Here is a 17,896-nt window from a genome sequence, read left to right as displayed (position 1 = left end):
TACGACCACGAAGGCGCGACCGGGGCACTGGGCGGCGCCCCCTGGATCACGAGCCGGATCTGTGTGGGCCTCCTGCGCTCCGGACTTGCTGAGGACATCGCTCAAGCGGCCGTCAAGTGGCTCAGGGCAACGGCGAGTCCGCAGGGCACCTGGAACCTCGCGCCCCTGGACGTGAGACGGGCGAGCCTGGCCGCGACGGCGCTGGTCGACGCTGGCCATGGCGGCGACCACCGGCTCAGGGCCACGAGGGTCATGCTCCCGCGGCGCCCAGCAGGCAGCACCCTTCCCCGGCCCGTCGTGGCCCGCGGGTGGCTGGAGCCCCCGGCGGTACGCCGAGCTGGCCGACGACCCTCGCCACCGCCGAGGCCGTCCCGGCTCTGGCCCGCCTCTCGGGAAACAAGGGCGACGAGAACGTCGGACGAGGGGCGGCGTGGCTCTGCGCGCAGCAAGACTCCGCGGGCTCGTGGAGTCTCGCCGTACGCGACACCGCACCCGGGCCGCTCGGCCCGTGCACCGAGCTGACGGCCCGGACGGTGCTGGCCCTCCTCGACTCGGGACGTGACGCGCGCGACAGGCATGTGGCGAAGGTGCTGCGCTGGCTGTTCCGAAGACAGGAGCCCGACGGCTCCTTCCGCTCCCTGTGGTACCGCGGCCGCACGATTGCCACGGCCACGTTAACAACTGCTGTCGTGAGTCCTCGATAAAGCCACGGCGCCGTGAAATCATACGGGTGTGGGCAGGTTGATGGGATGGTGGGCGCGGCGGCGTACTGCCCCGCAGCCCGGTTTGGTGACAGCAACGTCGATGGACGAAGTGCTGGTCATGTCTGCCGAGGCGGGCAACACCTCAGCGCTGTGCCGGCTGGGCGACCAGCTCGTGCGGCAGGGAAAGGCAGCGGAGGCCGAGCACTGGTTCCGCAAGGCAGCCGATTCCGGGAGCACCGACGGCATGAATAACCTGGGATGCCTGCTGGTCCAGGAGGGCCAACTGCCGCAGGCAGAGAGCTGGTTGGCCAAGGCCGCTGAGCGCCGCCATCCTGAAGCGATCGACAACCTCGCCTACGTGCGGTCACGGCGTCACGGCACCTCGTGATGGTGACGCCCATCACAGCGCGGTCAGCTGCTTGTACCAGCGCGCTACCAACTTACGGTCCTCCGGCACACGGAGGATCGCGACGCAATCCTTCCTCTGCCGAGAACCCATGATCGAATGGACAGTCCTGAACCGCGTGATGCCGCCGACCGTGAACGGACGGTGGTAGTTGAGCAGCAGATCATCGCGCAGGCGGTCAAGCTGGCCCCCGTGCCCGCGTCCTGTGAGCAGACCGACCCCGTCCGCCAACTGAAGCTCCTGGGCGATCTTCTCGTACAGCCCGTGCATCGTGTGCGTGGCGTGGTCATCGCCGCGGAACAGTACATGAACGGGGCGGCCCGCGAGGGCGAACCGGAAGGCCGGGATTGCAGCGATCAAAGACAGGTCCCTGTCATGGTCGAACAGGCTCTCGTTGCCTATGAGGGGCCGGAACGCGGCAATGGTCTTGCGCGCACGCCGAGCCCTTCGCCCTTCCGCCTCATCGATCATGGCCAATGCGACGGCCAGGTGGGCCCCGTCCATCCGGACGCAAGCCGAACGCTGGACAGTCTCGACGATGAGGGCTATGTATTCTGTCTCTGAAAGCGACATCGTGGCATTCTTGCAGGACCCCAGCCAACGTGGCTGATGTACTCGACTCTGCCGTACCCCTGCCAGCGACCCTCCGGCCGAGGGGTTCCGCCTCTTCTCCCGCCCCCGCCCCCGGCTCCGTGGCGGGCGCACCCCGAGGAACGCCGCGTTGAACCCGTAGTCGCGGTTGTTCGCCACCGCGAGGATTTCGAGTCTGTCACCCGCCCGACAGCCGTAGGTGCAGCACACCGGGCGCCCAGCAGACCCCAGGTTCGCCCCACTCCTTGTCCCGTGCCACCTTGGCACAGCAGCAGGGCGGACGCACTCGCGATGCCGACCTTCGTCCCGTTCCTCCATCCGACTTCCTGGCGCGAGGCTGCGCTGCGTTCACGACCGCGAGAGTCGTCGTTGCATTGACTCAGCTACGGCAGACCGTGGCGACGCGGTTCCTGAACCGCGTCGCCACGGCTCCGCCTCACCGATGGCGAGAAGGACCGCTCTTCGCTTCGTCCGTCCCGTCAGCCGCAGAGGACTCAGCAGGCGGAGCTGCCGCTCGAATGCCGGGTCCTCGAAGGCTCTGCACGCAGCGGCCACCGTGAGGTCCACGTCCTCGGGGACCGGCCATGGCGAACGAGGTCAGGGCCTCTTCCGTGGTTGGGTCGATCGTCTCCAGGGTGCTGCCGGAGTGGGCGGCGACCCACTCTCCGTCGATCAGCAGCTTCTTCGCCTCGCCCTTCAGGAACGCCGGAGACGGACGGTCGGCCGGGGCGAGCTTCAGCGGAACGGACATGCATGGGTCTGAAAACAAACTTGTTTGTTTATATTGATCAGAAACTCATGGGGTTCTCGTCCAGGACGTAGCGAACGTGCGGGCCGCCGAAGTAGCCGCGGACGATGTGCGGCTGGCGCTGCCGTCGGTGGAAGAAGCGGCGGGTTTCGGCGGTGAGTTCGGCGTTGACCAGCTCGTCAGGGTTGAGCTCGGGTGAGTAGGGCGGCAGGAAGTGCAGCTCGACGTCGTCGGGGTGGGCGGCGAGCCAGTCGCGGACCTTCTTCGAGCGGTGGGCGGAGTGTCCGTCGACCACGAGGTGGACCTTGTGGTCGAAGTGGCCGGCGAGCCGGTCCCGGAAGCGGCACATCACCTCGGCGGTGAAGTGCTCGGTGAAGACCATGAAGTGCATCCGGCCCTTGGTGCTGATCGCAGACATCGCGTTCACCGAGAACTGGTTCCCGCTCCGCCGCACCACGGGCGTCTTCCCCTTTCCCGCTCCAGGTGCGGCCGGTGACCTGGTCGGACCGGATGCCGACCTGGTCGGCAAAGAGGATCTCACCGCCGTCGGCCTTCGCCTTCGCTCGGACCTTCGGCCAGGTCTCCTGATGCCAGCGCGCCACGGCCTCGGGGTCCTGCTCGACGGCCCGTTTGTCCGGGCGCTGGAAGGACAGCCCCCAACGCCTGAGGTACTTGCCCACCCCCGGTTAGGTCAGCCGTACCCGGTACAGCTTCGTGATCAGCTCGCCGATCAGCCGCCGCGTCCACAACTGCCCATTCACTGGCCGTTTCAAAATGACCTGCAGGTGCGGTCGCGGAAGATCATGCGTTGAGAGCATCGCTGATCCTCGCAAGTGAACGGAGTCCGCACCGATGGCAAGGTCCTCTGGCGTCATGCAGTCGGTCACGTTCACGGCCTGGCGTGACTGTCCTCCCGGGCAAGACCGCGCCTCCAATCGGTACTACGTCACCCTGGCGGAACTCCTGGTGCGTCTTGGAAGCTTTGGGCTCGATCTCACCTGGTAGGTGCGGATCTACGATGCCCAACTGGTCACCAGGTTCGCCGAGATCGAGAAGGCTTCCTCCGGCGCCGGGATCGGGACCCTGGAGCTGCTGGCCCTGGTCGCGCCGGACCTACAGTTTGTTGACGGGGACTTTGCGGGGTATGCAGGCGATGAGCTGAGGGTGGTGCTGCGGGAGTTCGACAGCACGAGCTGGGACCTCTGCACCGCCGATGCCTCGGTAATCCGGGAGATCCGCCGACACTCCCCGGACGCAGTGCCGACTCCTGAGGATGTTCTCCAGGAGATCCCCTGGCGGACCGACCAGCGGGAGATGTGATCCATCGCGCCAGTGCGAGAAGAGCGTGTCGGCTGGAGTCCGCCAGGCACGTCGGGCAGGCTCGGCCGGGTGTCTGCTGATCTCGTCTCTGACGATCTATGGGGCGCATAGCCCCGCTGCTGCCGCCTCGGCCACCCCGCCGACACCGCCACCCGGGCCGCCGTCCGGTCCCGGATCGAGCCGCGCTGGCCGGCATTGTCTATGTCCTGCGCAAGGGTGTGAGCTGGCGCGACGTTCCCGCCCAGGTCGTTGGCTGCTCAGGTGTGACCGCTTGGCGCCGTCTACGGGACTGGACCGAGGCGGGCGTGTGGCCACGCCTGGACGAGGTCCTCCTGGCCGAGCTCCGCAAGGTCGGCCGGCTGGACATGGAGGACGCAGCGATTGACGGCTCCCACATCCGCGCGGTCAAAGGGGGAACCATGTCGGCCCCTCGCCGGTCGACCGGGGCCGCCCCGGGTCCAAGCACCACTTGATCGTCGATCGACACGGCACCCCGCTCGCCGTCTCACTGACCGGCGGCAACCGACATGACGTCACGCAGTTGCTCCCGCTGCTCGACGCGATCCCAAACGTCCACGGTCTGCGTGGTAGGCCCAGACGCCGACCCGAAGGCTGTACGCCGACCGCGGCTACGACTACGACAAGTACCGCCGTCTGCTGTGGCAACGCGGCATCAAGCCCGTCATCGCCCGGCGCGGCACTCCGCACGGATCCGGGCTCGGCCGCGTCCGCTGGGTCGTGGAGCGCACCTTCGCCTGGCTCCACCAGTTCAAGCGCCTACGCATCCGCTACGAGCACCGTGCGGACCTCCACCAGGGTCTGCTTGAACTTGCCTGCAGCATCATCTGTCTCCGCCGCCTTCACAGGTCTTTTTGAAACGATCAGTAAGGAGGTCCCGAGAAGCGGATGCCCGCCGACCTGCCCGAGATGGTGCTGGAGGTCAACTCCTGGACCCCGTTCCTGACCGACTTCACCCACGTCTCCGCAGCCGGCTCCCGCATGGACGACCTGTCGCTGTCCGTGGCCGCCGTGCTCACCGCGGAGGCCACCGACGTCGGCGTGGAACCGATCGTCCACGACGGGGTCGACGTGCTCTCCCGCGACCGGCTGTTCTGGGTCGAACAGAACTACCTGTGCGCCCAGACCCTCAGTCTCGTCAACGCCCGTCTGGTCGACTGCCACATGCGTCTGCCCCTGGTCCAGGCCTGCACGGCATCCTGGTCCCGGGCACCCAGCGCGTTCCTGCTCCATCCTGGATGGCCTCCTCGAACAGGAGACACCGCTGCGGCCGGTCGAGATCACTTTGGACACGCACGGCTCCTCGGAGGTCGTGTTCGGTCTGTTCAGGCTCATGGGCTACCAGTTCTCCCCGCGCCTGGCCGACGCGGGCAGCGCCATCCTGTACCGTGCGGATCCGGATGCCGACTGCGGCCGCCTCAACGAACTGACCCGCGACAGAATCAACCTCAAGCAGATCACCATCTACTGGGACGACATGCTCCGGCTGGCCGGCTCCCTGAACTCCGGCACCATCAAAGCCTCCGAAGCCCTGCGCGTACTGGTCCCCGGCGGCAAGCCCACCCCCACCGGCAAGGCCGTCATGGAATTCGGGCGCCTGCGCCGCAGCGCCTACCTGTCGTCGTACTTGACCGACGAACTGCTGCGGCGCCGGGCCAACACCCAGCTCAACCGGCAATAAGTCCGCCACCAGCTCGCCCGCCGCATCCTCCACGGGCAAAAGGGCAGTTCAGGCGTGCATACAGGGAGGGCCAAGAAGATCAGTTGGGCGGCGCTGGGGCTGGTGCTCGGCATCGTGATCCTTTGGAACGCGGTCTACTTGCAGCAGATCATCGCCGAGATGCGGGCCGAGGGGCACCACGTCCGCGACGAGGACATCGCCCGCCTCTCACCGCTGATGTTCGCCCACATCAACTTCCACGGCCGCTACGCTTCGCCCTGCCCGCCGAAGTCCAGGGCGGTGAGGCGCTGTGTCAGATCCGATGATCTATGGCACTCCATGCCTAATGGGCTGTGAGACGCGAAATGAGCCCCTCGTCTCACAGCCGATACCGTGCAGATTCAGACATTGCGCTGATCCCCAAGGCCGAACATGGCTGACATGGCCTGGTGGACCTCGGTGGTCCTCCATGACGTATGACCACTCCTGGATGTCTTACAGGTTGTTCGCGTAGAAGCTGGTGAGTCGTTCGACGGCGGCGTCGACGTATTCGGGTTCGTCGTACATCTCGTAGTGGCCGGCGCCGTCGATCACCATGAGGTCGACGGGGTTGGGGGCCAGCTTCCACAGCTGCATGCCGGTGTCGTAGGAGCCGGTGTTGCCGATGCGTCCGGCGAGGATGACCTGCAGGGGCTGGGTCATGAGCCGATCGGCCAAGTGGAACGCGTCGTAGCCCAGCAGGAGGGGGTCGCTGCGCAAGAGGCGCCGGTTCGTGGAGTGCTCGTTACCGCCGCGCTCGGTGCGGTAGTAGGTGACGGCCTGAGTGGTGTCGATGTCGGTCAGGCCCGCTGCCGCGGCGTCCTCAAGAGTATCGGGCAGCCAGTTCACGCGGGTCGTCTCGCCGGAGCGGGCCTCTTCGGTACGCGCGTCGGCGAGGGCGTCGAGTGCTGTGGCCGGACCGTCGGGCTGGAAGCTGCGGAACGCGGTGCCCATGTTGACGGGGACGACCGTGCCGACCGCCTTGATGCGGTGGTCCGTGCGGGCAGTGTGCACGGCGTAGCCGCCACCGGCGCAGATGCCGAGGACGCCGATGCGCTGCGGGTCGATGCCGGGGGTCGTGGTGAGTACGTCGAGGGCGTAGGAGATGTCCTCACCTCGGCGGTAGGGGTCTTCCAAATCGCGGGGCTCGCCCTCGCTCTGGCCCTGATGGGCGGGGTCGAGGACAAGGGCCGCGATGCCGCGGGCAGCGAGACGGGAGGCGTAGTTGGCGCCGATCTGCTCTTTGACGCTGCTGCCCGGGGTGGAGAGCACCACGGCGCGCAGCGGTGCGCTGCTGTCGGCGTTGTCGGGCAGGTGGAGGTCCGCGGCAAGGTTGATGGGACCGCGCGGCATCGTGAGGTGCCGAAGCATGCGTGGCTTCTTTCGTGAGATTATTGTTCCACAGGAGTCCAGTACAAAATAGTGTCTTGTACGACTTAGAACTAATACGAAACTGTACCACATGGATGGAGGGGCGCATGTCAGTCGACGGGGCGCAGCTGTGGACGCTGAACCAGCGGTTGCTGGGCGTCGTGATGGATGCCTGCACGGGGGAGCTGGCGGAGCTCGGGTTGGAGACGAAGGAGTTTTTCGTCCTGGCCGAGGTGGAGGCATCGCCGTACCCGGCCGAGATCGCGACTGCGCTGCTGCTGCCCAAGGCGAGCGTGACGGTCTACGTTCGCAACCTCGTCGCCAAGGGCTTTGTCCGCCGCGAGATCGACGAGGCGGACTTGCGGCGTCATCGGCTTGTACTGACCGCTGAGGGCACGCGAGCACGCGATCGAGCACTTGCGGCCCTCGCCGCGGAGTACGACCGCAGGCTGGCGAGGGTTACCCCCCAGGACCGCGTCGAGCTGCAACGCATCCTCAAAGCGATGCTCGCCTCGCCCGCGTCAGGCCGTATGCGCGAGTGATCCGTCGGTCCGGGCGATGGTGAGCTGCCGCAGTGGTCCGAAGTGGGCTTCGATCGGACTCGCCCAGGATGCATAAGTCGGGGTGAAGCACAGCTCGACCTCGTTCTTCCCTGCCCAGCGACGGATGTCGGCGCCTTTGCGGGCGGACAGGTTGTCCAGGATCACGTGGATCGGGGCGCCGTCGGGCCGGGCGGCACGGATCGACTTCAGCGCGGCCGGCGTGTTGGCGGCACCCTTTCTGGGTAGGTCGACGCCCCACAGGGTGCCGGCGCCGACCGAGCAGCAACCGTGGGAAGTACATGGGGCGTCGAAAGCGACGGTGCGTAGCTGGGCGCTCAGAAAAGTGACCGCCACCAGCGATATCCAGAAGCGTCGCGAAGAGATTGCTGTCAACTGCTTCCGTGAACTACGTGATTGTCGAGGGCGCGGAAAAGGGAACAACGATGTCAGCCGCAGAATTCCCTGACGGCGTTTCTTTCTTCGGGCTGTTCTGCAATGTGTTCGAGTTCGAGGCTGAACTCATCAAGAGAATCCACATCTACTCAAGAGAATCCGCATCTACGTGGACCCGGACTTCGCCAACACGCATGCTGAAGGTGTGGTTTGGGGCAAGTCGGTGCAGGACAGCATCGCCAACCTGTGGCCCAGCCTGCATCGTGGTGTCGCCAATGGTACGCGGGGCCGCGTGGCGACGAGGCACAGTGCTCAATTCCTCGGCGCCCGCACCGAGGGATGCCTCGCCGAAGCCAGGCTCTCGCTCGCACGACAACTCGCCGCTACGCGTACCTCCGGTGCCGTATCCGCGCTCCGATCCTGTTGGCGCCCCGCCGTATGCAAGTGAGATGATATCGACGGCATCTCATCTCACTTCGCGGGAACTGGAAGTTGTCGTTCTTTTCTTCCCTTAGTATCAAATCATCCTTCCTGTGCACATCTCTTCCGTCGCGTGAGGAGATCAGGGAAACCCTCCGGGTCGGCTCATGCCCCCGCATCGCCCGACGAAATGCTGCGCAAGATCGGATGGTACGGCCGCCCCTTTGATTTACGTACTGATCGAGAGGATTAAATCCGTGGACTTCCAACTGGCCGGAAAGAATGCCTTGGTAACCGGAGCCAGTCGTGGCATCGGCGCGGCCGTCGTGAGCACACTGCTCGGCGAGGGCATGCGAGTCGTCGCCGGCTCGCGCACCGTCTCCAAGGAACTGGCCGCCTCCGAGGCGATCGCCGTGCAGGTCGATCTCTCCGAGGCCGACGGCCCCAGCCGCCTCGTTGAGCAGGCCCTGGCCGAGCTGAGGGAGATCGACGTCCTCGTCAACAACGTCGGCGGTGGTGACAAGGACCTGCTGACCCGGAACGTCGGGGAGGACAAGGGCCCAGTCCTGAGCTTCACCACCTTCGACGAAGAGCAGTGGCAGCGGATGCTCGATCTGAACCTGCTCAGCGCCGTCCGTACCACGCGTGCTGCATTGCCCAGCCTCCTGCGGCGCAAGGGGTCAGTCGTGAACATCTCCTCCGGAGGCGCCCGCATTCCCTACACCTCAGTAATGCCCTACGCCAGTGCCAAAGCAGGGTTGAACGTCTTCAGCAAGTCGCTCAGTGAGGAATTCAGCCCGCAGGGTATGCGGGTGAACACCATTTCTCCCGGCCTGGTCCGCACCCCTCTGTGGGAGGACCCGGAAGGACAGGGCGCGATGCTCGCGCGCCAGCTGGGTGCCCCGCACCAGGCATACCTGGCGCAGCTACCGGGCCGGCTGGGAGTCTCCATCGGCCGCATGGTGGAGCCCACCGAGGTCGCCGCGCTGGTCGCCTTCCTGGCTTCACCCGTGGCCAGCGGCATCACCGGCGTCGATTACAACGTCGACGGCGGTCAGATCAAGACCGTCTGACAGCCGGACAAGCACCTGCCACGCACGCCGCAGCGCGGGGGCAGGACCCGGCTGGAGCACGTCGAGATCAACGTCGCGACGTCGCAGCCGTGCGCCGTGGGCGTCTCGAGCCCGGCGCCACCGGCACCGATACCGGCACCATCGGGACCTCCGTGCCGCTTGGAACGACTGCGGCGCACCGGCGATGTTGCGGTACCGCATACCGGACGGGGTGATGCGCCTCGCCGGGTCGAAGCCTTCTGCCGCGGCCCGGCTCCTGGGCCTCGCCCGCCCGGCACCAGCGTTCTGTCCGTGCGGCACCACGCCGCGACCGCTCACCGTTGCTGCCGCCGGTTGAGCGGGAGACCAGCGATGCGCATAGGTTGGTGAACCGGATGACATCGATCGCTTCACGGAGGTGAGAGACGGGGTGGCCGAATCCAGAACAACGAGCCTGGACGGGCTCCGGGCTGACGCGAGGCACAACAGGACGCGCATCCTCGTCTCGGCCCGGGCCGTCTTCGCCGAGCACGGGATCGACGCGCCCATGGCGACCATCGCCCGACGGGCGGGAGTGGGCGTGGCCACGTTGTACCGGCGTTTCCCCACTCGGGATGCCCTGGTGCGGGCCACGCTCTCGGACGAGCTGGAGATCTGCGCCAGGGCACTCACCGAGGCGCTGGCCGACCCGTCCCCGTGGGAAGGCTTCCAACGGGTGGTCGAAACAGTTTGCGAACTCCAGCGGGAGGAACGGGGTTTCTCGGGCCCGTCGCGGCTTTCCCGGACAGCGCCGACGACCACATCCAGGTCAAGGAACAGGCCGAGCGGGACCTCAACGCCCTGGTTCGCAGGGCCCAGGCGGCGGGCGAGCTCCGGGCCGACTTCCACCCCTCCGACCTCACCGTGACCCTGTTGTGCCACTGTGCTCTGGTCACCGCGCTGCCGAATGACCGTGCGGCGTCCCGTCGTCTGGTGGCCTATCTGCTCCAGTCGTTCCGCGCGGATGCGGCCGGCGGGGCGCTGCCTCCGCCGAGCACACTCTCGTTGCGCCGTCTCCTGCTCCCGGCGCAGGCCCCCGCCGAGAGCGACCTTTCGGACATCGGTGCGAAGCAAGGATCTGCCCCGCGGTCCCTGGGGCGTCGGCACTAGGGACCGTCTTCAAACGGATCTTCCCCAGAGGGGGGGAGCAGCGACTTGTTTCCCGGCAAGCCCCAAGCGGACGGGCAGGGTCACCCGTAGTCGCGGGTGAGGGGGCGGTGGAGCATCAGCCGCCCGCGTGGGTCCGTTCCACGGTCCAGCGTTTTCGGTAGAGGGTTGAACTCCTTCTCTCCGAGCGTGCGTTGGACAATTTCCATGTCGGTGTCGAGGCTGACGGCGTGCTCGACGTAGTGTTGTCGAGGCCTGCTCCCCACCTGGGCGCCCCCGGTGCCCGGCGGTGTGAGCCGTCCGCGGGCCCCCACACCGCTCGCACCCGCCTGCTTGTCGCTCTATACGGCCTGGGCCGTGGGCAGGATGGTCAGTTCACTGATGTTGACGTGTCGGGGAGGGGAGGCGATGAAGGCGACGGTCTCCGCGATGTCGGTGCCGTGCAGGCACTCGATGTCGTGGAGCAGGCCGGTCATGAGGGCGCTGGCGTCGGGGTCGGTGACGTGGTCGGGTAGTTCGGTGTCGACCATGCCAGGCTCGATGGCGCTCACCCGCACATTCTTCCGGCCCAGTTCGACGCGGATGAGGCGGGTGAGGTGGCTGATGTAGGCCTTGGTGCCGGAGTAGATCGAGAACTTCTCCAGGATGCGTGTCGCCGCGATGGAGGAGGTATTGATCAGGTCGGCGGCAGCCCCCTGGTTGGCGGCGGCGGTCAGGTGGGGGAGGAAGGCGGCGATCACGTTCATCACCCCTGTGACGTTGAGATCGATCTGCCGCTGCCAGTCGTCGACCTTGAGCTCGTCGATGGCGGAGATCAACTGGACGCCCGCGTTGTTGAACACCAGGTTTGCCGGTCCCAGTTCGTCCGCGACCTGGTCGGCGGCTGTGCGGACGGCTGCCCGGTCGGTGACGTCGAGGGGGAGATACATGGCCCTTCCGCCGGCCGAGACGATATCGGCGGCGAGCGCTTCGAGGTTCTCCCGGCGGCGCGCGACGACGGCCACGGCGGCTCCGAGTTCGGCGAGCCGGCGGGCGGTGGCCGCGCCGATTCCGCTGGAGGCGCCGGTGATCACAGCCACTCGGCCGTCGAGCGGCCGTCCAGTAAGCAGGGAGGTCATAGGTAGGGGTACTTCCTTGTTCTCAGGGGCAGGGCGATTACGCGGCGTCGTCGCAGGCCGTGGCGGCGGACTTGTCCTGCCAGACCGCGAGGTCGTCCTGAAGGCTGTGGATCTTGACCAGCTGGCGCTCGATCGCGTCGCGGCCCAGCGCCAGGTGGCCGGGGAGCTTGTCCCCGATGGTGACCTCGTGGATCAGGGCGGCGCTTTTGACGGGGTCGCCGAGCTGGGTGTGGTTGGCGGTGTCGGCCCAGTCCAGGGTGTCGTGGGCGGGTGTGCCGTCGTAGGCGGGGATGCGCTGGGCCGCGGTCTGCAGGGAGCTGGCGTCGAGGAGGTCGGTGCGCAAGACGCCGGGCTCCACGACCATGCTCTGGATTCCGAACGGCTCCAGTTCCACCGCGAGTGCCTCGCCGATCCCGGCGACCGCGAACTTCGAGGCGCTGTACATGCTCACCCCGGGCTCGCCCTCGAATCCGGAGCGGGAGCCGATGTGCACGATCTTGCCCGCCCCGGCTGCTCGCATGACCGGCAGGACGGCGCGGGTCATGTTGATCAGGCCGAAGACGTTGAGGTCGAACAGTGAGCGTGCCTCGGCGTCCGTGATTTCCTCCAGGGCGCCGAGCAGGGCGCGGCCTGCGTTGTTGACGAGGACGTCGATACCGCCGAAGTGCTGAACGGCCGTCTCGACAGCTGCCGTGACCTCTTCGCTCCTGGTGACGTCCAGGGTGACGCCGAGGACCCGGTCGTGCTGCTGCAGGTCGGCCGGGAGCTTCCGGGGATCGCGGGCGGTGGCGATAACGGAGTCGCCCCCGTCCAGCGCCGCTCGTGCGATTTCCAGCCCCAGGCCCCGGGATGCGCCAGTGATGAACCATGTCGCCATGAGATGCCTCCATGCCGTCGGCCCGGCCACCCCTTCCGGTGGGCGGGTCCGGGATCCAGTGAACCGGCTCGGAGCAGGCCGTAGCAGCCGTAAGATGACCCGTCCGATCGGGGGACAAACAGGGCCACCTTCAAGCCGCCGCACCCCGGGCGGACGTGCGAGCCTGGACGGATGGACCGTGAGCATGTCACCAGCCTGTCAATGGCCGAGTTTCTCCGCTCCGCCCGCTCCCGCCTCACTCCACAGGAGGTCGGACTCGCCGGCCCCGACCTGGGCCGGCGCCGGGTGTCCGGCCTGCGCCGGGAGGAACTCGCCCGGCTGGCCGGTGTGAGCGTGGACTACTACACCCGCCTCGAACAGGGCCGCAGCCGCAGCGCCTCCACGGAGGTCCTCGACGCGCTCGCGACCGCCCTGCACCTGGACGACGCCGAACGCAGCCACCTGCACGCACTTGCCAGGCCCCGGCCCGTCCGGCCGCCCCGCCGCCCCCGCCCCCAGCAGCTCCACCGCGCCACCTGGGACCTCCTGGACACCCTCCAGCAGGCCACCCGTCCCGCTTTCGTCCTCGGCAGGCGCCTCGACGTCCTGGCGCACAACCCGCTCGCCGGACGCCTGATCACCGACTTCCGGGCACTCCCCGCCGCTGAACGGAACCAGGCCCGCTTCGTCTTCCTCGACCCACACGCACGCGAGCTGTACCGGGACTGGGCCCGCGTGGCCGCCGACACCGCCGCCATGCTCCGCCTTGACGCCGGCCGCCACCCCGACGACCCGGCCCTCCACGCCCTGGTCGGCGATCTGTCCATACGCAGCGAGGAATTCCACCGCTTCTGGTCGGACAACAAAGTCCACCGGCGCACCACCGGCACCAAGGACTACCACCACCCCCTCGTCGGCGACCTCACCGTCACCTATCAGGCCCTCACCCTCGCAGACGACCCCGACCAGACCCTTTTCGTCTACAGCACCGAACCTGACAGCCCTTCCGAAACCTCGCTGCGCCTGTTGGCGCAATGGAGCAGGCCGACAACTGCCTCCAGCCGCATGGCCCAGACCGGAGCGGACGGCCCGTCGTAGCCGTACCCCCACACCAGCCCAGCCGCGGTCGCCTGGCGCTGACCCGGGCCAGGCCTACAGCAGCCCGACGGAGTTCTATAGATAGAACGTTCTGCCTTGACAGTGTGACGTGGAGTCGCCATTCTCAACGGATAGAACGTTCGGTATTGGCGTCACGAACGCCCGTCATCCATCGATCCGCTGGAAAGGATCAAGGATTGCTGTGACCACCGTCGAATCATCCGCCACCGTCGGAAACCCGTCAGCCCTGCGTCAGTTGTACTTCATGCGCTTTGCGTTCGCCGTCGTCTGGGCTGCCCTGCTGTTCGCGACCAGGTCTTACCTCGGGCTGCTCGCGATCGGCCTACTCGTCCTCTACCCCTTGTTCGACCTTGGTGCGGCGGTAGCCGACGCGCGCTCGTCCCGGGTCGGCTCGGTATTCGGTTTGCGAGTGAACATCTTGATCAGTTTCGTCGCCGCAGGCGCTCTCGCCGTCGCCGGCACCTCAGGTGTGCCGGCGGTTCTGCGTGTGTGGGGTGCTTGGGCGATCCTCGCGGGACTCCTCCAACTGTTCGTCGGTCTCAGCCGTCGCAGGATGGGGGGCCAGTGGCCGATGGTCCTCAGCGGTGGCCTGTCCGCGCTGGCCGGGGTGTCGTTCGTCCAGCAGGCAACCACGCAGGATCCGGAGCTGACCAACGTAGCTGGTTACGCCGTGCTCGGAGGAATCTTCTTCCTCATCTCCTGCCTGCGTCTCGACCGCACGGGAAGCACCCCTGGCTGATGCCCCATTGACAGCAGGGGCGCAGAGTCCTTGCCCCGCATTGTCCCCCACTTCCTCGAACGGTGCTTCAGCCCTCACGCAGGCAGTGTTATCCCCAACTCCTCCATGGCGCTTGACGGCGGACCACCCTCGGAGCGCTCCGTCTTGTATCCCTTGATACGGGCTTCAAGGGTGCGGGGGTCGATAGCCTCCGCAGGAGCGCTCTTGGCGTACAACCCTTCGGGTTGGCTGTCACGGTCGTGAGGCAGTAGCCAGAAGACGCGGCGGCGGAAAGTGCCGGAGGCCCGGGAGGGCTTCGCCGTCGTATCGAGAAGCGCGTATCCGACCATTCGGCCGTCACGGTGGTAGGCAGGCTTCCCCTTGCGAGTGGGCAGCCTGTCCAAACTCTGGCGCACGTAGTCGAGGTGGTCGAGGTCCTCCAGCCACACGATGCCAGCTTCGTGGCTGATCTCGTCCTCGCTGATCAGGGAGCTCATACGCTGGGGTCCCTTTCCTGGTCGATGAGCAGTCCGATGCCGGGACAGTGTTTGCGCTGGTTGGACAGAATCATCTCCTTGGGTGAAGCCGGTCCCACAGGTTCTCGGGCATGGGCCGCGAACACGTGAGAACGCAGCCGGTGCTCCTTCATTTTGGCACCATGCGCGGTAGGCCGAGTAGAGGACCGTCTGTTCTGCCCGCAGGTCGGGGGCGAGTGTGCAGCATCCTTCCTGGAGCGTCCGGTGGGCGGGCGCGATGTTCCTGACCTGGCCGGGCTGCTGTTGCGGCTTTATGCAGCGCCTGCCGGGCTTCCTGTTCTGGCTTCGAGCCGTGCGACAGCCAACGCAGTGTGAGGCTGGTGTTTTCGGCCGGCTGCGAGAGGGTGCGTCGGCTGGCCGCGGCCAGGGGCGCGGCGACTGAAGCCCTCGGTGCTGGATGCCGGCTGCAGTCCTGGCAGCCACCTCTCACAGTGATGACTAGTTCGCCGAACACCGCGAGGCAACGCGCGCAGTACGTCCGGCCATTACGGCGTAATCAGGTTTCGGGGCTGATCCCGTGTTCGGTGCTCCTGTCGGCTACCGAAGCGACTGAAGCGACCGAGCGTCGAGTATGTGCCCTCGGTCGGACACAGGGAAGTCGACCTCAGCACCGGCCGGCCTCACTTCGCCTCCTGCCGTAGAGGGTGTCATTGTCACGCACGCCCTGCCGATTCACTGATACGTCGTCGACAGCTACGGATAGAACGTTCTGTCTTGACAGTCGGGGGGTTGCTTGTCATCCTCAAGAGAAAAGAATGTTCTGTCTTGCTGACGTGGCGCGGCATCCACCAGGAACCGGCGGCTGGTCCGGCGAACGTATAGGAGATGAGTGCGTGAACTCTGAACCACCCGAGAGGCGGGGCGCTCCCGTGGGGCGGCGGGTCTTCCTCGGCACCCTGGGGCTCGGAGTGCTGGGTGTCGCGGCCGCACCCAAGCTGCAGAGTGGCATGGAGGCATTCCTGGGCGGTGCCTCAGAATTGGATCCCTCCGGACTGACCGGCCTGCTCCCGAACGGCGGAGGCTTCCGGTATTACTCGGTCACCTCGTCCGTTCCGCGCAAGAACGCCGACACCTACCGGCTTTCCGTCGATGGTCTGGTCGACCGCCCGATGACCTACACCCTGAGCGACCTCAAGGCATTGCCCCAGACACGTATGGTGCGCGACATCCAGTGCGTCACCGGCTGGCGTGTCCCCGGCACCCCGCTCGAAGGAGTGCGTCTGTCCCACTTGCTGGACGCGGCCGGGGTGCACCCGTCCGCCGGTGCGGTGCGCTTCACCTGCTTCGACGGGGCGTACTCCGAAAGTCTGACCATGGAGCAGGCGCGTCGGGCGGATGTCCTCGTGGCGCTGCGTATGCAGGACAAGGACCTCGAGCACGCCCACGGCGGACCCGTTCGTCTCTACGTCGCGCCCATGTACTTCTACAAATCCGCCAAGTGGCTCTCCGGTATCAGCGTCACGGAGAACGTCCAGCCTGGCTATTGGGAAGAGCGTGGCTACGACATCGACGCCTGGGTGGGGCGCTCAAACGGGCGGGACGATGAGCCCACGGCGTGATGATCCGCAGGAGAGCGGGAGTCTGCGGCGATTCAGCAGGACCGAACGCTGGGCCCACCGCGCGACAGCCGTGCTGATGGGTGTGTGCGTACTCACCGCGGCCATGCTGTACCTTCCCTTGCTCGCCCAACTCGTCGGTCGGCGCGCCCTGGTGGTTGCCGTGCACGAATGGTCCGGAGTCGCCCTCCCGGTTCCGGTACTGGCCGCCCTGGGCTCTCGTGCCTTCCGCGCCGACCTGGGCCTACTGAACCGCTTCGGTCCTCACGACCGCCGCTGGCTGGCCGCCGTTCTGCGTCGGGACAAGCGGCGGAGGTCCCGACCAGCGGGCAAGTTCAACGCCGGCCAGAAGCTCTATGCCGCCTGGGCGGCTGGTGCCACGCTCATCATGCTCGGCACCGGAGTGATGATGTGGTGGACGCAGCTCGTCCCGCTGGAGTGGCGCACTGCTGCCACGTTCATCCACGACTGGCTGGCCCTCACTCTGGGCATTGTCCTCGCTGGCCACATCGGGATGGCCATGGGGGACCCGGAGGCCCGCCGGGGTATGCGAACCGGTCTGGTCAGCCGGGCCTGGGCGGAGCGGGAGCATCCGCTGTGGCGGCCGACATCGGAGCCGACCGCTGACCAGCGTGTCGGACGCCGGGACAGGCGATGAGGTCAAGTCGAGCTTGAGCACTGAGCGCTGTCCAGAGGTGGCGCCCGGCACACGTGTGATGACCGCAGCCGGACGCGGTGGTTTCTCGAGGCGCACTTCGTCTACTGTATAGTGAGCATTCCACACAACTCTGGAAGTGGTCGTATGTGGGTCTGGGTTCTGGAGATTGCATGCCGGCGACCTCAGTAGCGGAAGGATCCGTCATGCCGCCCACAACGGTCCTCACTCAAGCGGAGTGTCGTTTTGAGGCCGTCATCGAGCCTGACCCTGTTCGAGTCTCCCAAGCTCGACATGCCGCCTCCGCCGTTCTGCGACTCCGGGGCATGGGCGGCTCTCTCGTCGACGACGTTCAGTTGGTCGTGTCCGAGCTGGTGACGAATGCGATGGAGCACGGTCGTGGTCAGATCGCGATGAAGATCGTGGAGGTCGCGGGCGCGGTCAGAGTCGAAGTGTCCGACTGCAACCCGACGCCGGCCCAAGTCCGCAGTGCGCACCATGACGACTTGGGAGGGCGCGGTCTCATGATAGTTGCCACGCTGGCGGACAGTTGGGGAGTGAGTGGGAACGGCTGCACCACGTGGGCTGCATTCCTCCCGCACGAGTCCCAGCAAGTGGGGCTGCCGGGGATCCCGAAAGCCCGGTTGGTGATCGACACCCCGGTCCGGGCCTTGTAGATCATGAACGGACGGTCGGCCGTGAGGCGCTCCTTGAGCAGGGCCACCGGGCTCAGTGGAGTGTGGGACGTCTCGCTGGGTCCGGCGGTGCTCGCGTCGCCGCGCAGCAGGCTAGAGAGCCGGTGTGGCCTCACGCGCGCTGTTGTCGGGTGCGTCTGTGGTGAGTGTGCGCAGGAGTCCTTCGACGCCGTTGAGGAAGGTTTCGGAGATCAGTTCGGGGTCGAAGAGGCAGCCGGCTGCCATGGCGCCGT

The 17,896-nt window shown here is 66.8% G+C and carries 15 protein-coding genes and 8 pseudogenes; 13 read left to right on the top strand and 10 right to left on the bottom strand.

Going from position 1 to position 17,896, the window contains the following annotated elements:
* Positions 1–804 precede the first annotated feature (804 nt).
* The gene (locus ACZ470_RS35705) at positions 805–1,092 is read left to right on the top strand and encodes a tetratricopeptide repeat protein (protein WP_468434103.1); all 288 of its coding nucleotides are present in this window, start codon (positions 805–807) and stop codon (positions 1,090–1,092) included.
* Between the two features lie 12 nt (positions 1,093–1,104).
* On the opposite strand, the gene ACZ470_RS35700 is transcribed toward ACZ470_RS35705, so the two are convergent.
* From ACZ470_RS35700 to ACZ470_RS35690, 3 genes and pseudogenes are all read right to left on the bottom strand, one after another.
* Complete coding sequence (locus ACZ470_RS35700; protein ID WP_468434102.1) at positions 1,105–1,683, bottom strand: hypothetical protein; 579 nt, start codon at positions 1,681–1,683, stop codon at positions 1,105–1,107.
* Between the two features lie 806 nt (positions 1,684–2,489).
* The gene (locus tag ACZ470_RS35695; RefSeq protein ID WP_468434101.1) at positions 2,490–2,867 is read right to left on the bottom strand and encodes a transposase; all 378 of its coding nucleotides are present in this window, start codon (positions 2,865–2,867) and stop codon (positions 2,490–2,492) included.
* A gap of 208 nt (positions 2,868–3,075) precedes the next feature.
* Positions 3,076–3,129 (bottom strand): annotated as a pseudogene (locus ACZ470_RS35690) (hypothetical protein); the annotation flags it as partial.
* A 325-nt stretch (positions 3,130–3,454) separates the two neighbouring features.
* Between ACZ470_RS35690 and ACZ470_RS35685 the strand changes: the two are divergent.
* The 4 genes and pseudogenes from ACZ470_RS35685 to ACZ470_RS35670 all read left to right on the top strand — a co-directional run.
* A complete protein-coding gene (locus ACZ470_RS35685; protein WP_468434100.1) occupies positions 3,455–3,769 on the top strand; it encodes a hypothetical protein in 315 nt (104 codons plus the stop codon).
* A 69-nt stretch (positions 3,770–3,838) separates the two neighbouring features.
* Positions 3,839–4,645: pseudogene (locus ACZ470_RS35680) on the top strand (IS5 family transposase).
* A gap of 30 nt (positions 4,646–4,675) precedes the next feature.
* Positions 4,676–4,912, top strand: a pseudogene (locus ACZ470_RS35675) (Tn3 family transposase); the annotation flags it as partial.
* Positions 4,913–5,006: 94 nt separating this feature from the next.
* Positions 5,007–5,804, top strand: a pseudogene (locus ACZ470_RS35670) (Tn3 family transposase); the annotation flags it as partial.
* Between the two features lie 138 nt (positions 5,805–5,942).
* Here the strand turns inward: ACZ470_RS35670 and ACZ470_RS35665 are convergent.
* Positions 5,943–6,857, bottom strand: a complete 915-nt coding sequence (locus ACZ470_RS35665) for an alpha/beta hydrolase (RefSeq protein WP_468434099.1) — start codon at positions 6,855–6,857, stop codon at positions 5,943–5,945.
* 107 nt (positions 6,858–6,964) lie between these two features.
* On the opposite strand from ACZ470_RS35665, the gene ACZ470_RS35660 reads away from it, so the two are divergent.
* Positions 6,965–7,399, top strand: a complete 435-nt coding sequence (locus ACZ470_RS35660; protein WP_468434098.1) for a MarR family winged helix-turn-helix transcriptional regulator — start codon at positions 6,965–6,967, stop codon at positions 7,397–7,399.
* 3 nt (positions 7,400–7,402) lie between these two features.
* Here the strand turns inward: ACZ470_RS35660 and ACZ470_RS35655 are convergent.
* Positions 7,403–7,757 (bottom strand): annotated as a pseudogene (locus ACZ470_RS35655) (transposase); the annotation flags it as partial.
* 712 nt (positions 7,758–8,469) lie between these two features.
* Between ACZ470_RS35655 and ACZ470_RS35650 the strand changes: the two are divergent.
* Positions 8,470–9,285, top strand: coding sequence for an SDR family NAD(P)-dependent oxidoreductase (locus tag ACZ470_RS35650; RefSeq protein WP_468434097.1), 816 nt, complete (start codon positions 8,470–8,472; stop codon positions 9,283–9,285).
* Positions 9,286–9,694: 409 nt separating this feature from the next.
* A pseudogene (locus tag ACZ470_RS35645) lies at positions 9,695–10,413 on the top strand (TetR/AcrR family transcriptional regulator).
* A gap of 338 nt (positions 10,414–10,751) precedes the next feature.
* On the opposite strand, the gene ACZ470_RS35640 reads toward ACZ470_RS35645, so the two are convergent.
* Positions 10,752–11,528 carry an SDR family oxidoreductase gene (locus ACZ470_RS35640; RefSeq protein WP_468434096.1) on the bottom strand — a complete coding sequence of 259 codons (777 nt, stop codon included), beginning with the start codon at positions 11,526–11,528 and terminating at the stop codon, positions 10,752–10,754.
* A 37-nt stretch (positions 11,529–11,565) separates the two neighbouring features.
* Complete coding sequence (locus tag ACZ470_RS35635; protein WP_468434095.1) at positions 11,566–12,405, bottom strand: SDR family oxidoreductase; 840 nt, start codon at positions 12,403–12,405, stop codon at positions 11,566–11,568.
* 201 nt (positions 12,406–12,606) lie between these two features.
* Between ACZ470_RS35635 and ACZ470_RS35630 the strand changes: the two genes are divergently transcribed.
* Both ACZ470_RS35630 and ACZ470_RS35625 read left to right on the top strand, forming a co-directional pair.
* Entirely contained in the window at positions 12,607–13,482 is an 876-nt protein-coding gene (locus tag ACZ470_RS35630; RefSeq protein WP_468434094.1) for a helix-turn-helix transcriptional regulator, read from the top strand.
* A gap of 202 nt (positions 13,483–13,684) precedes the next feature.
* The gene (locus tag ACZ470_RS35625) at positions 13,685–14,242 is read left to right on the top strand and encodes a hypothetical protein (RefSeq protein WP_468434093.1); all 558 of its coding nucleotides are present in this window, start codon (positions 13,685–13,687) and stop codon (positions 14,240–14,242) included.
* Positions 14,243–14,316: 74 nt separating this feature from the next.
* Here the strand turns inward: ACZ470_RS35625 and ACZ470_RS35620 are convergent, their stop codons facing one another.
* Together ACZ470_RS35620 and ACZ470_RS35615 are read right to left on the bottom strand one after the other, a co-directional pair.
* The gene (locus ACZ470_RS35620) at positions 14,317–14,718 is read right to left on the bottom strand and encodes a DUF6009 family protein (protein ID WP_468434092.1); all 402 of its coding nucleotides are present in this window, start codon (positions 14,716–14,718) and stop codon (positions 14,317–14,319) included.
* Positions 14,715–14,943, bottom strand: a pseudogene (locus ACZ470_RS35615) (DNA primase); the annotation flags it as partial. The pseudogene ACZ470_RS35615 and the gene ACZ470_RS35620, both read right to left, overlap by 4 nt.
* Before the next feature lie 647 nt (positions 14,944–15,590).
* Here ACZ470_RS35615 and ACZ470_RS35610 point away from each other — a divergent pair.
* The 3 genes from ACZ470_RS35610 (at position 15,591) to ACZ470_RS35600 (ending at position 17,645) form a co-directional block, all read left to right on the top strand.
* The gene (locus ACZ470_RS35610) at positions 15,591–16,316 is read left to right on the top strand and encodes a molybdopterin-dependent oxidoreductase (RefSeq protein ID WP_468434091.1); all 726 of its coding nucleotides are present in this window, start codon (positions 15,591–15,593) and stop codon (positions 16,314–16,316) included.
* Positions 16,300–16,971: a cytochrome b/b6 domain-containing protein gene (locus ACZ470_RS35605; protein ID WP_468434090.1), complete on the top strand. Its 672-nt coding sequence runs from the start codon at positions 16,300–16,302 to the stop codon at positions 16,969–16,971. The genes ACZ470_RS35610 and ACZ470_RS35605 overlap by 17 nt, the downstream gene beginning before the upstream one ends.
* 170 nt (positions 16,972–17,141) lie before the next feature.
* A complete protein-coding gene (locus ACZ470_RS35600; protein ID WP_468434089.1) occupies positions 17,142–17,645 on the top strand; it encodes an ATP-binding protein in 504 nt (167 codons plus the stop codon).
* A 111-nt stretch (positions 17,646–17,756) separates the two neighbouring features.
* Here the strand turns inward: ACZ470_RS35600 and ACZ470_RS35595 are convergent.
* Positions 17,757–17,896, bottom strand: a pseudogene (locus ACZ470_RS35595) (TetR family transcriptional regulator); the annotation flags it as partial.

The sequence above is a fragment of the Streptomyces sp. NPDC031111 genome, from assembly GCF_055570675.1.
Note: the sequence above shows the minus strand (reverse complement) of the source record. Positions and strands in the feature narration are given on the sequence as shown.